This is a genomic window from Azospirillum formosense, assembly GCF_040500525.1.
Classification (GTDB): Bacteria; Pseudomonadota; Alphaproteobacteria; order Azospirillales; family Azospirillaceae; genus Azospirillum; species Azospirillum formosense_A.
The window spans coordinates 424097-437742 of record NZ_CP159405.1; the positions used below are offsets into that span (position 1 = coordinate 424097).

Here is a 13646-nt window from a genome sequence, read left to right on the forward strand (position 1 = left end):
CGTTCGTGCCAGGGGCGTGGCTTCCGCATCGCGAAATATCGGGGGGTGATGCAGCGCCGCCACAGGCCGGAAAGCGGCACCCCGAAAGGGCTTCGCCGGATCGGCACGGCCGGGGGTTGCCCATCGGCCACAGGGTCCGACGGACGGACGGCTCAGAACGGCGCGCCGCCGGCCCCGCCGAACAAAGCGAGGATGCGCGCCGCCGACAGTTCCGGCGGGATCGAGGCGATGCAATGCGCTTCCGCCGCCGTGCAGCTGTCCGCCACGCAGGGCGCGAGCGCCGCCGCGGGCCGCAACACCAGCGCCCGTTCGCACCAGGGACGGAAGCGCTCCGGCGCATGGAAATGATTGGGATCCCCGCCCTCCGGATGGCAGGAGAAGACGGCGACCGGCACGCCCACGGCGGCCCCCAGATGGGCCGGGCCGGAATCCATGGCGATCAGCCCCACCGTCCGCTCGATCACCGCCGCCGCCACGCGCAGGCCGGTCCGCCCGGTGAGGTCGGTCACCCGCCCCGGCAGGGCGGCGGCGATCCGATCTGCCGCCGCGCGCTCCAGCTCCGTGCCGAGAACCGCCACCCGCGCGCCGAGCGCGATGGCCACCACGGCGACCACCGCCGCCAGCCGCTCCACGGGGTATTCGCGGCGCGCGGCGGCGGCTCCCGGCGCCACGGCGATGATCCGCTCCCCCGCCGCCACGGCCAGCCGGCGGGCGGCCTCCGCCCGGTCCTCCGCGGTCAGACACAACTCCACCCCGTCGCCGTCCGGAACCCCTCCGGCGAAGCGCAGCAGGGCGAGGTTCTGCTCCACCTCGTGGCGGCCGGGCGGCGGCGTCAGCCGGTGGGTGTAGGCCCGGTCGAAGCCGGCGTTGCCCGACGCCTTCCAGGGCGTGACGCTCTCGGAGAAACCGACCACGGCGCGGGCGCGGCTGTTCGCGGCGAGCGCCGTGGCGCCGTGGCGGTCGAAGTCGTAGCGGGGGACCAGCGTCAGGTCGAATCCGGCGCGGAACGCCTCCGCGAAGGCCGCGGCGCCGCCGGGCGTGACGCCGCGCAGATCGATGCCGCCCCCCGGCTTCGGGTGCGGCGCCACCACCGCATCGACGCGCGGGCAGGTCGCGGCGAGGTCGGCCACCGCCGGGCGCACCGCCAGCACGATGCGCGCCTGCGGCGCCGAGACCCGCAGCCCGCGCAGGAAGGGCGTGGCGAGCACGAAGTCGCCCGCCTCGTCCAGCTTCACCACCAGGATGCGCCGGGCGGACGAAAGGTCGAAGACGGCGTCCGTCATGCCGCGCCCATGTCGATGCGGGCGGGCGGCAGGCCGGCGCACCAGCGCCGCCACGCCAGGCGGTAGCCGGCCTCGACCGCCCGGACGTACCCCGTCTCGTCCATCAGGGGAGAGCGCGCCATCCGCTCGCGCAGGTCCGCGCGCTGCGCCTCCAGAAAGGCGCGGTCGGTGGCCAGCCGGACGGCGAGCGCCACATAATCGTCCTCGCGCTCCACCACCAGCCCGCCCAGCCCGACGCTGCCGAGCATCGTGGCGCCCCAGCGGGAGATCATCGCCTCCCCGGCGATGGACAGCACGGGAACCCCCATCCACAGCGCGTCGCAGGTGGTCGTGCCGCCGTTGGCGAAGACGGGGTCCAGCGCGCAATCGAGCCGCCGGTAATCCTCGTAGGGATCCGGGGCGGTGCCGCGCAGCAGCAGCCGCGACTCCGCCACCCCGTGGGCGGCGAAGGCGTCGAGCACCCGCCGCGCCACCCCGCCGCCGGACAGCCCCCGCCATTTCAGCATCAGCCGCGCCTCCGGCACCGCCGCCAGCACCCGCCCCCACAGCGCCAGGGTGGAGGCGTTCAGCTTCGTCAGGTTGTTGAAGGAGCCGAAGGTGAAAACACCGTCGTCTCCACCGGCGGGCGGTCCGGCGGCACGGCGGCGGACTCCGCGGGGCGGTAGCACAGCACGCTGCCCGGTAGGCGGATCAGCTTCTCCGCGTGCAGGGCGTCCGCGCCCGCCCCGGCGAAGCGGTGGTCGGAGAACTGGTAGTCCATCGCCGTCAGCCCCGTCGTGTTGGGGTAGAGCGGCAGGCTGACCTGCACGGGCGCCGGGCGGCGGATGAACAGCGGCATGCGGTTGCGCGACATGTGCCCGCCGCAGTCCACCAGCACGTCGATGCCGTCCGCCCGGATCAGCCGCTCCAGCTCGTCGTCCGGCATCGCCGCGACGGCGCGCCAGCGGTCGGCCAGCGCCGCGAAGCGGGCCGTCGCGGCATCCTTCGGCAGGTCGGCGTAATAGCCGGTCACCTCCACCGCCGACCGGTCGTGGCCTTCGATCAGCGGCAGCAGGAAATGGTAGCCCGGCCCCGGGTAGCGCTGGAAATCCGGCGACAGGTAACCGACGCGCAGACGGCGCTCCGGATCGCGGTCCACCGCGCCGAGGCGCGGGGCGGCCGGCGGCGCCGGCATCACGGCGCGCTCGAACCGCCGATGCTCCTCGAACACCGCGCCCAGCTCCGCCTCCTCGGCGAAGCACAGGCAGAACAGCAGGTTGGAGCGCACCTCCGCGTCCCCCGGCGCGCGGTCCAGCGCGGCGCGCAGGGCAGCCACCGCCTCGCCGTGGCGGCCCAGCGCCATCAGCGCGACCCCCAGGTTGGAGCTGGCCAGCGCCTCCCGCTCCGCCGTGCGCAGCGCCAACGCCCGCCCCAGCAGGGTCAGCGCCTCGTCGAAGGCGCCCGCCTCGATGGCGTGGGTGCCGAGGTTGGTCCAGCCGGCGGCGCCGTCGGGCTGCAGGACCACCGCGCGGCGGAACCACGCCTGGGCGGCCTCGGAATGCTTGGCCCGGTGCCGGACGGCCCCGGCGTTGAGGGCGTGGCCCGCCTCCTCCGGGTCGGCGCGGACGGCGCGGCGGGCGGCGGTCGCGGCCTCCTCCATCGCGCCCAGGGCCGACAGCGCCATGCCCAGCCCGGTCAGCGCCGGGGCGGACTCCGGGGCCAGCGCCAGGGCGCGCCGGTAGCAGCGCGGCGCCGCCGCGGGATGCCCCCGCTCCTGCCACAGGTTGCCGAGAACCAGCAGGGCGTCGGGGGCCGGGGCCAGCGCCGCCGCCCGCTCCAGCCACGCCGCCCCCGCCCGCCAGGGCCCCGCCGCGGCCAGAGCCGCACCCAGGATCTTCGCAGCCTCGGCGTGGCCCGGCTCCAGCGCCATCAGCCGGCGCCCGGCCTCGGCCGCGCCGGCCATGTCGCCCAGCGCGTGGCACAGGCCGGTCACCTGCTCCCGCGCCTGGACCAGCAGCGGCGCCAGGGCGGCGGCGCGGCGGAAGGCGGCGAGCGCGTCGCGCGGGCGCCCGGCGTCGCGCAGCGCGGCCCCCTGGTTGTAGACGGCCAGCACCGCGCCGGGGGCGAGCGCCGACGCCCGCCCGTACCAGTCCGCCGCCGGGCCGGGCCGTCCCAGGTCGTACAGCGCGTCGGCCAAGGCGTTGGCCGCCTCCCCGTCCTCCGGCGCCAGCGCCAGCAGGCGGCGGAAGGACCGCGCCGCGGCCTCCGCCCGGCCCAGCGTGCCGTGGGCGGCGGCCTCCAGCCGGTGATGGTCGGGAACCAGCGGGGCGAGGCGGGCGGCGTGACCGTAGGCCTCCGCCGCCTCCGCCCAGCGCCCCGCCGACTCCAGCACGCGGCCGAGGTTGAGGCGGAAGACCGGCTGGGCGCCGTCCTGCGCCACGGCCTTGCGGATCAGCGCGATTCCGGGTTCCGGATCGCCGGTCTGCGCCGTGAGCAGGCCCAGCAGATGCAGCGCGTCGCTCTGGTCCGGGATCCGGCGCAGCACCCGCTCGTAGAGGAGCCGAGCCTCCGCCAGCCGTCCGTTCTGGTGGTGGACGACGGCCTGCGTCAGCGTCTCCTGGAGCGAGGCGGGGGATGAATCGCGGCTGGCGCTCATGACGGTCCGTGTGTCTGGCCCGCGGACGGGGTTTTTTAGGGGAACGGGGCTTCGGGGCGCGCAGTGTAGCGCGCCCGCGCGACCACGGGTACGAATGCCTTGACGCCGCCCGGACCGAGCGGCTGCAAATTTTCGATCGGGACCGCGCAGGAGGTCCCGACCACCCGCGTATCACCATCAACAGGCTCCCCGGAGCCGGCCGGACGGCCCCGGATGCTGGCCGGGGCTCGGGAAGGAGCAAAGGATGGCCGCGTGGCGGTGATCGACGAGGACGACGACGAAACGCTGATGACCGAGACGGCCGCGGGGAATCGGGCCGCCTTCGACCGGCTGACCCGCCGTCACCTGCGCCGGAGCCTCGCGCTCGCCCACCGGGTGGTCGGGAACGCGAACGACGCGGAGGAGATCGTGCAGGACGCCTTCCTGCAGATCTGGACGCACGCCGACCGCTGGCGCGGCGATGGGACGCGCTTTTCCACGTGGCTCTACCGGATCGTCGTCAACCGCTCGATCGACTACCGGCGCCGCAAGAGCTTCCAGCCCCTGAACGACGCCGTCGAGGTGGCCGACCCGGCCGTCGGCGCCGACGGGCTGCTGGCCGAACGCCAGCTCGGTGCGGCGGTGGACGCGGCGATCGCCGCCTTGCCGGAACGGCAGCGGGCGGCGCTCAGCCTGTGCTACTACCAGGAGATGAGCTGCGCGGAAGCATCGGAGGTTCTGAAGGTCTCGGTTTCGGCCATGGAAAGCCTGCTGGTCCGGGCGCGGCGGATGGTCCGCACCCGTCTCAACTCCCTGATCCGTCAGAAGGACGGCGACGAGAAATGACACTCAAAGAGTTCAAGCGCTTCGCCGACCTTTACGGCGGCGACATCGACCGCTGGCCCGCGACGGACGGCGTCGATGCCCTGACCCTTCTCGAAGGCTCCGCCGAGGCGCGCGCCATCCTGGCCGACGCCGCGGCGCTGGACGCCCTGCTCGACCGCGCCGCTCCGGCGGTGGACGAGGACAGCGTGCGGCGGGCGATGGACGGCATCGCCGCGCGGCTGGACGCCCCGCCGGTGGAGCGCGTCCCCTCCCCCTGGACCCTGTCGGCACCGCCCATGCGCTTCTGGCCGACCGCCGGATTCCTCGCGGCCATGGGGATGGCGGGATTCCTGGCCGCCGTCCAGGGGGTCCTTCCGATGCAGAACGCCCGGGCGAACGGTTACGCGGAGGTCGTGGTGAACAGCAGCTACCTGGGAGCGATCCGATGAGCCGGCCCGTCAGCGGTCCCGCCGCCCTCCGGCCATCGGGACGCCATCCGGGAGCCGGCGCCGCGGCGCCGCGCCGCTGGCCCTGGTATCTCCTGGTCGGCTCGCTCGCCATGAACATGCTTCTGGGCGGCATCCTGGCCGCGCAGGCGCTGCACCTCCTGCCGCCGCCCCCGCCGCCCGATCCCGGCCAGGGGATCGCGCGCTTCGTCGAGCGCGCCGAGCACGGGCTGTCTCCCGCCGACGCGGCGATCCTGCGGAGCGGCTACGAGGCGGAGCGCGCGACGGTCGAGCGCATGCAGGAGAACATGGACTCCATGCGCCGTCACCTTCGCGACAGCATGCAGGCGCCCAGCTTCGACCCGGACGGCCTGCGCCGCGCCCTTGAAAAGGCCCACGCGACCGAGGCCGCGCTGCGCGACCGGCTGGACAGCCGCGTGATCGAGGTGCTCGGCCGATTGTCGCCGGAGGGACGCCGCAAGCTGCTGGAGATGGGACCGCCCCGTTAGGCCCTGTTCTCAAACCCTGAGCCATAGCCGGATAGCCGCGATGTGGACCATGGCGAGGTAGTTGGCGGCGAGTTTCTCGTATCGGGTGGCGATGCGACGGAACTGTTTGAGGCGGTTGATCAGGCGCTCGATGGCGTTGCGGGAGCGATAGGCGGCCCAATCCACCAGAGCACAGGGCTTCTGGCTGGAGGGCTGTGGGATCACCGCCCCGATCCCGCGCCGACGCAGGTAGTGGCGGATGGCTTGGCTGGAGTAGGCGCGGTCAGCGACCACGCGCTCGGGTCTTTGCCGCGGTCGTCCGCCTGCCACTCGGCGCACCGCGACCGCCTCCATCAGCACCGTCAACGCGCTCTGGTCGGCGGCTTGACCGGGGCTCAGCACGAAGGCGAGCGGTTGGCCGTGGCGGTCGGCGCGCAGGTGGATCTTGGTTGAGAAGCCGCCGCGCGAGCGGCCAAGCGCTTGGTTCAGCTGCCCCCTTTTGCGCCGGCGGCGTGCTGGTGGGCGCGGACCACCGTGCTGTCGACTTGGTGCAGGCTCCAGTCCAACTTGCCGGCCTCATCCGCCTCGGCTTGGACCAGTTCCAACACGCGCTCCCATACCCCGGCCTTGCGCCAGCGGTAGAAGCGGTTGGCCGCCGTCTGCCAGGGACCGTACTCGGCCGGAAGATCGCGCCAGGGCGAGCCGGTGCGGTTCACCCACAGGATCGCCCGCACGGTGCGCTCCAGGTCCCGCGCCGGCCGGCCCGTCCACGGGCGTTCCGGCGGAAGCAGCTTCAGCAAATGCTCAAGCTGCTCATCGCTCAGTTCAGATCGTGCCATCCCCCTTCAACAGGGCACAGCCAAACCCTCACAGCCTTTGAGAACAGAACCTAGCCGGCCTGTCCGCCAGAGGCCAGCCGTGCGGACTCCAGCCGGGCGGCGGCGTTGGCGGCCCCCATGGCAAGCGCCGCCTCGCGGGCGGTCAGGCCGCGGGCGTCCCGCGCGTCGGGGTCGGCGCCGCGGGCCAGCAGAACCTCCACCATGCCCACCCGGTCGAACATGGCGGCGGTCATCAGCGCCGTCCGCCCGTCCGGCCCGCAGCCGTCCACCGCGGCCCCCTCCTCCAGCAGAACCCGCAGCACAGCCTCGTCCCCCTTGAAGGCGGCGGCGGCCAGCGGCGTCTGCCCGCGGTCGTTCGCCAGCTCCGGATCGGCGCCGTGGCGCATCAGGTTGCGGGCCAGTTCGGCATGGCCATGGTAACTCGCCAGCATCAGCAGGCTGTCGCCCTTGTCGTTGCGCAGGTTGGGCGGCAGGCCCATCTCCAGCAGCTCGGTCAGTTCGGCGGTGCCGCCGGACCGCGCCCAGTGGAACAGCTTGCCGGCGAAGGCGATGGTGTCCTCGTCGAGTTCCGGGCGCGGCCCCCGTTGCGGCTCCCCCTGCGCTCCCATGGCGGCGCCCCCTTGGTCAGGATTTCGGCTCAAACCGGGGAAACAACCGCCGCAGCACTTTGTTGCGCCATCTCGTCGCGCGCCTCCTCCAGCAGCCAGCCGCGGAAGGCGGCGACGGCCGGACGCTCCTGCATCCCTTCCGGGCAGACGAACCAGTAGCTGCCGGACGACGCCTCGATCTCCGGGAAGGGCAGGACGAGGCGCCCCGCCGCCATGTCCTCGGCGCACAGCATGCGGTCGGCGACGGTGGCGCCCATCCCGGCGGCGGCGGCCTGCATCGCCGGGTCCATGGCGTCGAACACCGCGCCCTGGCGCAGCGCCTCGAAGAAGGGCAGCCCCGCCGCGGCCAGCCAGACCCGCCAGTCCCGCCCCTCCGAACAGCCGTGCAGCAGGGGGATGGCGCCGAGGTCCATCGGTTCCCGCAACCGCTCCGCCAGGGCCGGCGGGCAGACGACGGTCAGGCGCTCCGGCAGCACCTCAACGGCGGAGAGGCCGGGCGGCACCTCCCGGCAATAGGTGATGGCGGCGTCGAATTCCTGGGGGTCCAGCTCCAGTCCGCAGCTCCAGGCGACGGTCACCCGCACCTGCACGTCGGGGTGGCGCGCCTGGAAGCGGACCAGCCGCGGCATCAGCCAGCGGATGCCGAAGGAGAAGGCCACCCGGATCCGCAGGTCCCGCCCGCGCGCCGCCAGTCGCGCCGCCGTCCCGGCGATGCGGTCGAAGGACTCCGACAGCACGGGCAGCAGGGCGCGCCCGTCGTCGGTCAGCTCGACCCGCCGGGTCAACCGCCGGAACAGCGGCACGCCCAGCCACTCCTCCAGCCCCATGATCTGCCGGCTGACGGCGCCCTGGGTCACGCACAGCTCGTCCGCCGCCTTGGAGAAGCTCTCGTGGCGTGCCGCCGCCTCGAAGGCGCGCAGGGCGTGAAGGGGCGGCAGGGCACGCCGCATGGGACGCTCCATGGATGATGTAGGCTCATCCATCCTATGAGAAAGCATGGTTTGTCGTCCACGCACCGACGCGCGATTTTCCGGCTTCGTGGAATGACCGACCGGCGGGAGGGCCGCATGACGAGCATGAGCGGAACGCACGACAAGCGGCGCAGCGGAACGACCGTCGGCCTCACCGCCACCCCCACGGCCGGCTCCTGGCTCGCCCGCCTGAACGGCTGGCGGGAGCGGCGGGCCTTGCGGCGCGCCCTGGCCCGCATGGACGCGCATCTCTGGGCCGACCTCGGCTTCGACGAGGCGGCGGCGCGCGAGGAGATGGACAAGCCGTTCTGGAAAGGGTGAGCGGACCGGCGGCTCAGGGCGGCCGGTAGGCGCTGCCGTCCTCGGCGCGGGCGGGTGAGTCGACGTAGGTCCCGTGCGCCGGCACGGCGATCCGCTCGAAATCGCGGGCGAGGTCATGGAGCGCCGCCCGCATGCCGCTGCCCCGCATGGCGGGGCCGTGGCCGGTGACCACCAACTCGGGCTCAAGCCCAGCCAGCAACGCCACCGAATCCCGCGCCTTCGCCCAATCCGTCGTGTAGTACATGGGCGGGCCGTGCATCTCCGGGTCCTGGACGGCCACGGCATAGGCGGATTCCTGGCGCGTCGTGATGAAGGCGTCGCCCGCGATCAGGGTCCGGTCCGCCGCGCGCCAGAAGGAGACGTGTCCGGGGCTGTGCCCCGGCGTGGCAAGCCAGCGCCACCCCGGCATGCCCGGAACGCTGCCGTCCTCGGGAAGGGGGCGCAGCCGGCCGCCCACATTCACCGGCCCGCGGGGGTAGAGCGGCGCCATCAGGGACATCAGGCCGCCGCCGACCGACGGATCGGGCGGCGGGTAGGACGCGCGGCCGTCGAGATAGGGATGCTCCAACCCGTGGGCGTAGACCGGCGCCTCCCAGCGCTCGGCCAGCTCCTCAAGGGCGCCGACATGGTCGAAATGACCGTGGGTCATCACAATGGCCGCGGGCCGCGAGTCCGGCCCGAACCGCTCCTCCGCCGCCCGGGCGATGAGGCCCGCCGTGCCCATGACGCCGGCGTCGATCAGCACCCATTGCCGGTCGCTGGGCCGGTCGCTGGGCCGGTCGCCGGCCCCCGGCACGCCGACGAAAACGACGTTGACGATGGCGAGGCGCCGGTAGGCCAGATCGGGAGCGATCTCCCGCGTGCCGTCGTCGCGCGCCCGGTCCCGCTCCGGATCGTCGGCCCGCTCCGCGGAATCGAGAGGGATCTGCCGCGTCATGCGCCGTCCTCCGTGCTGCAATGGGTGAGGGTCGGTTCCGCTCACCATTTGTAGGCAAACTGAAGGTGCCGGCGATGGTTCCCCAACGCAGGGTGGTGGCGGCTACTCCATCGGCTGGTCGAGCGGGCGCCCCAGCACCCCACCCGCCGCCGCGCCCAGGGCGCAGCCCAGCGCTGCGGCCGGGCCGGTCGCCGGCAGGGCGGCCCCGCCGGTCGCCGCCCCGGCGGCAACGGCGCCCGTCACCCCCATCGCGCCGCCGGCCAGACAGCCGAGCGTCAGCCCCGCCACCATGTGCCGGTTCTCGTACAGCAGGGCGCCTCCCAGGATGATCGCGCGCTCCGCCCCGTCGCGCAGCCCGCCGGTGCCGTCGGACAGCCAGCCGCGCCACTCCGACGTGGGCGATGTGGCGTTGGCGGCCGGGGCAGCCATTGCCAGCAGCGTGGCAAGGCCCGCCGCGGCGAGGGTTCGGCCTGTCTTGTGTCGCATGGATGGCTCCTTTTCCAGGGCGTCAGGATACCCCATCGCGGCCTGAAAACCGCCCCGGAAGGAGGGCGGGGGAAGCGCCGGCCGGGCTACCCCCTTCGCGCCGCGCCTGTAGTAGATACTTACTGCCACACCGACAATCCGTCCCTCTAACATTCATGCTGGAGCCACCAACCGGAACGGAGCCAGCCCCCATGGCCAAGGCCATCCACATGATGATCCGGGTCCTCGACGAGGAGCGGTCGCGGGACTTCTACGCCCGCGCGTTCGGCCTGGAATGCGCCGACCGCTACGCCTTCGACGGCTTCACCCTGGTCTATCTGCGCAACGCCGAAAACGACTTCGAGATCGAGCTGACCATCAACCACGGCCGCACCGAACCCTACGCGCACGGCGACGGCTACGGCCACTTGGCCGTCTGCGTCGACGACCTGGACGGGGAGCACCGGCGCTTCACCGCGCTCGGCTACGGCCCCAACCCGATCAAGGAGTTCGCGCGGGACGGCGCGCTGATGGCCCGCTTCTTCTTCGTGCAGGACCCCGACGGCTACAAGATCGAGGTCCTCCAGCGACACGGCCGCTACCGCTGACACGGGGCCCGCGCGTGCGGCACCCGCAGCCAAAATCACACATGGCCTGAAAATCACACATGGCCTGAAAATCACAAACGGTCTTGGGAGGAAGCGATGCGTTCTCCGACGAGCACAACAGCAAAACCCGCCCCGAAGACGGCGATCGACCGGCGCGCCTTCCTCGCGGCGTCGGTCACCGCCGCCGCGGCGACGGCCATATTGGTGTCGGGCGGGGCGATCCTCTGCCCGCGCGAAGCCTGGGCCTATGAGACCAAGGCGCTGGCGCCGGACACCATGCGCTCGCTGATCCGAGTGGCGCGGGACATCTACCCGCACGACCGGCTGGCCGACCGCTTCTACGCCGTCGCCATGAAGGCGCAGGACGAGAAGGCGTCCGCCGACGCCGCCCTGAAGGAGCTTTACGAATCCGGCATGGCGAAGCTCGACCGGCTGGCCAAGGCCAAGCACGACGTGCCCTACGTCGACGTCGGCTGGGAAGCCGACCGGGTCCGGCTGCTGCATGAGATCGAGGCCGATCCTTTCTTCCAGACGGTGCGCGGCGGGCTGGTGACCGGGATCTACAACAACCAGGAGGTCTGGCCGCTCTTCGGCTACGAGGGCGAGAGCGCGGCCAAGGGCGGCTACATCGACCGCGGGTTCAACGACATCGAGTGGCTCTGACCACCGTCTCAGGAAGGATGTTTCAGCCATGGCAGCGAAATTCGACCTGAACGACGACAGCGTCGTGGTGATCGTGGGATCCGGGGCCGGCGGCGGCACGCTGGGCACCCAGCTGGCCCTGAAGGGCATCAAGACGGTGATCCTGGAAGCTGGCGGCCGCCACAACATGGAGGATTTCCAGAACGACGAATGGGCCAGCTTCGCCCAGATCTCCTGGCTCGACCCGCGCACCACCTCGGGAAGCTGGCGGGTGTCGCGCGACTTTCCCGGCCTGCCGGCCTGGATCGTCAAGGCGGTCGGCGGCTCCACCGTGCACTGGGCGGGTGCCGCGCTGCGCTTCCAGCCGCACGAGTTCAAGACGCGCACCGCCTACGGCGAGGTCGCCGGCGCCAACCTGCTGGACTGGCCGATCACGCTGGAGGAGCTGGAGCCCTGGTACGCCAAGGCGGAGGACCGCATGGGTGTCACCCGCACCAACGGCATCCCCGGCCTGCCCGGCAACAACAACTTCAAGGTCCTGAAGGCCGGCGCCGACAAGATGGGCTACACGGAGTGCCACACCGGCAACATGGCGATCAATTCGGAGCCCCGCGACGGGCGCGGGGGCTGCCAGCAGATCGGCTTCTGCTTCCAGGGCTGCAAGTCCGGGGCGAAATGGTCGACCCTGATCGCCGAGATCCCCAAGGGCGAGGAGACCGGCAAGCTGGAGGTCCGCGCCAACGCCCAGGTGCTGAAGATCGAGCACGACGCCAAGGGCAAGGTGACCGGCGTCGTCTACGCCGACAAGGACGGGGCGATCCAGCGCCAGAAGGCCCGCATCGTCGCGGTCGCCGGCAACTCCATCGAAAGCCCCCGTCTGCTGCTGAACTCGGCGTCCTCCCTGTTCCCCGACGGTCTCGCCAACTCCTCCGGCCAAGTGGGGCGGAACTACATGCGGCACATGACCGGCTCGGTCTACGGCGTGTTCGAGAAGCCGGTGCGCATGTACCGCGGCACCACGATGGCCGGCGTCATCCGCGACGAGGCGAAGAACAAGCCCGACCGCGGCTTCGTCGGCGGCTACGAGATCGAGACCCTGTCGCTCGGCCTGCCCTTCATGGCCGCCTTCCTCGACCCCGGCTCCTGGGGGCGGGAATTCACCTCCGCGCTCGACGGCTACGACCATATGGCCGGCATGTGGCTGGTCGGCGAGGACATGCCGCAGGAGAGCAACCGCATCACCCTGCACGCCGACAAGAAGGACAAGTACGGGATGCCCGTCCCGAACGTCCATTTCGACGACCACCCCAACGACGTCGCCATGCGCCAGCACGCCTACCGCCAGGGCATGGCGCTCTATGAATCGGTGGGGGCGACCCGCACGTTCCCGACGCCGCCCTACCCGTCCACCCACAATCTGGGCACCAACCGGATGAGCGAGAAGGCGCGCGACGGCGTGGTGAACAAGTGGGGCCAGACCCACGACGTGGCGAACCTGTTCGTCTCCGACGGCTCGCAGTTCACCACCGGCGGCGCCGAGAACCCCACCCTGACAATCGTCGCGCTGGCGCTGCGCCAAGCCGACTACATCGCCGGCCAAATGGCCAAGAACGCGATCTGACCCTGTACTGTCCCATTATTCGGGACGCCGCGCGGATCACAGCCCCTCTCTTCCGGACGGAGGAGGGGGGCACTCTTTTGCGCTCAGGCCGTCTCGCGTTCTTTTTCCGGAGCGGTGAGGACGGCCGGAATTCGCGCCGGAAGGCCGGCGGCGGCCACCGCGGCGAAATCGGTGCGCGCCTCCCGTTCCAGTTCCTCCACGCAGGGACGGTGGCCCTTCACCTCCTGGGCGTAGGTCAGGCAGGCGCAGCGCAGCAGGCCGGCGAAATTGCGCCGCTCCACCCCGCGGGCCAAGACTTCATCGTGCAACTTTGACAAGAAGCGGCCCAGCGAGACCCCCTGCATCGCCGCGATTTCCTCCAGCGCGTCCCAGAAGGCCGCCTCCAGACAGACGCTCGTCGAATGACCGCTGAGGCGGACCCGCCGGGTTACCATGCGGAAGCGCTCCGGGTCCTGACCGGCAAAAATTCGGCACATCCCTCGTCTCCTTCCAAACTTCCCCGACTCCTTGAATGCACTATGACCGGAAAATCCGTGTCGCGCATTAATTTCCGGAAGACGCCACCCGCCCAGGTGGAGTGAAGGAAAAGAAACATCATCACATCCGCGCAGTTTGAAAAGCACCGGAGACGCGCAGTCTTCCCCGGACATCACCCCCGCCCGCTGAAATATGCGCTTACCCCAGCCAACCCGGCGCAAAAGGGCGAGTGTTGAAAATTCGGGGAACCGTTTCCGCAGCGCATTTCTGTCACGGAACCCACCCCTGCCGACCCCGTTATTGGTTTCCGGTTTTCGACGCCATTCCGCTGCGCCGCAAAAATCCACTGTATTCGTGGCGAATTCCCGGCGGCAACCCGACGATACGTCATTGAAGAGAGGATGGAAACATGAGTTGGGCCGGCCAACACCAGTTCCCAATCGGCAGAAACCGAAAAAGAACACGTCAGACCGCCGACTCTCCACATTCCGAGATCACCGC

The 13646-nt window shown here is 71.6% G+C and carries 15 protein-coding genes and 1 pseudogene; 7 read left to right on the top strand and 9 right to left on the bottom strand.

What is annotated here, in order from left to right; all coding sequences use genetic code 11:
- Positions 1–152: 152 nt before the first annotated feature.
- The 3 genes from ABVN73_RS26280 to ABVN73_RS26290 are packed head-to-tail and all read right to left on the bottom strand — an operon-like array spanning position 153 to position 3918.
- Positions 153–1283 (bottom strand): glycosyltransferase family 9 protein, encoded by a 1131-nt coding sequence (locus ABVN73_RS26280; protein ID WP_353861532.1) that lies wholly within the window; start codon positions 1281–1283, stop codon positions 153–155.
- A complete protein-coding gene (locus ABVN73_RS26285) occupies positions 1280–1951 on the bottom strand; it encodes a hypothetical protein (protein WP_353861533.1) in 672 nt (223 codons plus the stop codon). The genes ABVN73_RS26280 and ABVN73_RS26285 overlap by 4 nt, the downstream gene beginning before the upstream one ends.
- Entirely contained in the window at positions 1858–3918 is a 2061-nt protein-coding gene (locus ABVN73_RS26290; protein WP_353861534.1) for a tetratricopeptide repeat protein, read from the bottom strand. Before ABVN73_RS26290 ends, ABVN73_RS26285 begins: the two co-directional genes overlap by 94 nt.
- Before the next feature lie 252 nt (positions 3919–4170).
- Between ABVN73_RS26290 and ABVN73_RS26295 the strand changes: the two genes are divergently transcribed.
- Genes ABVN73_RS26295 through ABVN73_RS26305 form a run of 3 tightly spaced genes read left to right on the top strand, consistent with a single transcriptional unit; the run spans position 4171 to position 5677 of the window.
- The gene (locus ABVN73_RS26295; RefSeq protein WP_353861535.1) at positions 4171–4743 is read left to right on the top strand and encodes an RNA polymerase sigma factor; all 573 of its coding nucleotides are present in this window, start codon (positions 4171–4173) and stop codon (positions 4741–4743) included.
- Positions 4740–5171: a hypothetical protein gene (locus tag ABVN73_RS26300; protein WP_353861536.1), complete on the top strand. Its 432-nt coding sequence runs from the start codon at positions 4740–4742 to the stop codon at positions 5169–5171. Before ABVN73_RS26295 ends, ABVN73_RS26300 begins: the two co-directional genes overlap by 4 nt.
- Positions 5168–5677, top strand: a complete 510-nt coding sequence (locus ABVN73_RS26305; protein WP_353861537.1) for a periplasmic heavy metal sensor — start codon at positions 5168–5170, stop codon at positions 5675–5677. The genes ABVN73_RS26300 and ABVN73_RS26305 overlap by 4 nt, the downstream gene beginning before the upstream one ends.
- Before the next feature lie 9 nt (positions 5678–5686).
- Here ABVN73_RS26305 and ABVN73_RS26310 read toward each other — a convergent pair.
- The 3 genes and pseudogenes from ABVN73_RS26310 to gcvA all read right to left on the bottom strand — a co-directional run bounded on the left by ABVN73_RS26310 (position 5687) and on the right by gcvA (position 8053).
- Positions 5687–6495 (bottom strand): annotated as a pseudogene (locus ABVN73_RS26310) (IS5 family transposase).
- A 50-nt stretch (positions 6496–6545) separates the two neighbouring features.
- Positions 6546–7103, bottom strand: coding sequence for an ankyrin repeat domain-containing protein (locus ABVN73_RS26315; protein WP_353861538.1), 558 nt, complete (start codon positions 7101–7103; stop codon positions 6546–6548).
- Positions 7104–7132: 29 nt separating this feature from the next.
- Positions 7133–8053: a transcriptional regulator GcvA gene (gcvA, locus tag ABVN73_RS26320; protein ID WP_353861539.1), complete on the bottom strand. Its 921-nt coding sequence runs from the start codon at positions 8051–8053 to the stop codon at positions 7133–7135.
- A gap of 117 nt (positions 8054–8170) precedes the next feature.
- On the opposite strand from gcvA, the gene ABVN73_RS26325 reads away from it, so the two are divergent.
- Positions 8171–8395: a DUF1127 domain-containing protein gene (locus ABVN73_RS26325; protein ID WP_353861540.1), complete on the top strand. Its 225-nt coding sequence runs from the start codon at positions 8171–8173 to the stop codon at positions 8393–8395.
- Between the two features lie 13 nt (positions 8396–8408).
- On the opposite strand, the gene ABVN73_RS26330 is transcribed toward ABVN73_RS26325, so the two are convergent.
- Positions 8409–9332 carry an MBL fold metallo-hydrolase gene (locus tag ABVN73_RS26330; RefSeq protein WP_353861541.1) on the bottom strand — a complete coding sequence of 308 codons (924 nt, stop codon included), beginning with the start codon at positions 9330–9332 and terminating at the stop codon, positions 8409–8411.
- Between the two features lie 102 nt (positions 9333–9434).
- A complete protein-coding gene (locus tag ABVN73_RS26335) occupies positions 9435–9818 on the bottom strand; it encodes a hypothetical protein (protein WP_353861542.1) in 384 nt (127 codons plus the stop codon).
- A gap of 191 nt (positions 9819–10009) precedes the next feature.
- Between ABVN73_RS26335 and ABVN73_RS26340 the strand changes: the two genes are divergently transcribed.
- From ABVN73_RS26340 to ABVN73_RS26350, 3 genes are all read left to right on the top strand, one after another.
- Positions 10010–10405, top strand: coding sequence for a VOC family protein (locus ABVN73_RS26340; protein ID WP_094306072.1), 396 nt, complete (start codon positions 10010–10012; stop codon positions 10403–10405).
- A gap of 96 nt (positions 10406–10501) precedes the next feature.
- Positions 10502–11068: a Twin-arginine translocation pathway signal gene (locus ABVN73_RS26345; protein ID WP_353861543.1), complete on the top strand. Its 567-nt coding sequence runs from the start codon at positions 10502–10504 to the stop codon at positions 11066–11068.
- Between the two features lie 28 nt (positions 11069–11096).
- On the top strand, positions 11097–12668 hold the full coding sequence (locus tag ABVN73_RS26350; RefSeq protein WP_353861544.1) for a GMC family oxidoreductase: 1572 nt from the start codon (positions 11097–11099) through the stop codon (positions 12666–12668).
- Between the two features lie 83 nt (positions 12669–12751).
- Here ABVN73_RS26350 and ABVN73_RS26355 read toward each other — a convergent pair whose 3' ends face one another.
- Entirely contained in the window at positions 12752–13144 is a 393-nt protein-coding gene (locus ABVN73_RS26355; protein WP_353861545.1) for a ribbon-helix-helix domain-containing protein, read from the bottom strand.
- Positions 13145–13646: the final 502 nt, after the last annotated feature.